Raw genomic sequence first — 1,337 nt, 5'->3', positions numbered from 1 at the left:
TGTAAATACCCCCTAGTTAGTCCAAAACAGATGTAGAAAATTTTTGCTGTACTTTAAAACACCCAAAACTGTGTAAATTTTTTTTGCTTTTTGCTTAAAAAATAGATATTCTTATTGTTAATTTTCAATATATTTACTTAAAATCAATAATTAGAATGCAAAGCTTACGATATTAATACTAAGTAAAAAAGGGAAGGAGCATAAACAGGATGCCACTGATTACCGCGAATAATACCTTATATAATTGTTTTTGCCTGCTAGTCTTAAAGTTTAAATTTACAGTTTGTTAAGGGTAGTAGTAATGAATAATTCAATGTACGATAAATTACTTACTGCAAATACCCGATTAATTAGTGAACTTAGCAGTGAACATCATCAACACCGATACCGTTATCTATTATTTGACAGATTAGGTGTAGTAAGTGAACTCTCATCAATATTCGATGAAACCTTATTAGAAACGATGCCGTCAGATCGTCTAGCTATAGTCAAACGTCCAGAACTTGCACATGAGTTATCAGTATGCCCCTTAATTGTGTGCATTGCAAAACCGCATGAACCTTTACAAGAAAAATTATTATCAGCAGCGGTTATGCAAATAAAAAAAGAGTATTTAACAAAAAACCAATATGTTTGTGGATTTATAACCAGCGTTTTAACACCGGAACAACTGGCGGATGAATTTATCAAAACATATTATCGAGCAGGTAACGCTTTAAACAAAAAATTTTTAACATTTTATGAACCTTTCAGATTAGATGTAATACGTCATAGTTATACTCAACCAGACCAACATCTTGGTCTTTTATTGCCAGCAGAAACCAGCTATAGCTTTATTGATACCGATTGCGATGTCTACACGTTTGAATCGATAGATTATCAAAATGATTTCGATTTTGAGTTACGTTTTACCAATCAATTATTACACTATAATCAACTTAATCAATTTGAGTTGTATCGAATAGCGGTAACATTAACCGATTTATTTGAAGAACACGATAAACCGCAACCGCAAAAATTACTATCACAAATTATCAACTATTTTTACGATCATAACGGGATAAAATTGAAAAATCCCAATGATAGAAGAGTGTATGTCTTATTTTGCATAATCTATGGTCAATTAACGCAAAACCAAAAGTTGACAGCTATCATTAACGACGTAATCGAAAATGAAGAAATGCAAGGCGAATTAGGGCTGTTATTAAGTCAAGAAAAGCAAGCTTTAAGCAGTTTAAAAAAATAACTCAAAATAACGGTGAATATTTTTATAAAAATGCTATAGATGGATGGAAGTAACTCATGAACCACCAAGAAAATCAAGAAAATCAAGAAAA

Annotated in this window: 1 protein-coding gene; it reads left to right on the top strand. The window is 31.3% G+C overall.

All coding sequences use genetic code 11. The features are described from left to right. Positions 1-301: 301 nt before the first annotated feature. The gene (locus GQ590_RS11965; protein WP_160409281.1) at positions 302-1,246 is read left to right on the top strand and encodes a hypothetical protein; all 945 of its coding nucleotides are present in this window, start codon (positions 302-304) and stop codon (positions 1,244-1,246) included. Positions 1,247-1,337 lie beyond the last annotated feature (91 nt).

The organism is Gilliamella sp. Lep-s35 (assembly GCF_009795845.1).
Classification (GTDB): Bacteria; Pseudomonadota; Gammaproteobacteria; order Enterobacterales; family Orbaceae; genus Gilliamella.
Note: the sequence above shows the minus strand (reverse complement) of the source record. Positions and strands in the feature narration are given on the sequence as shown.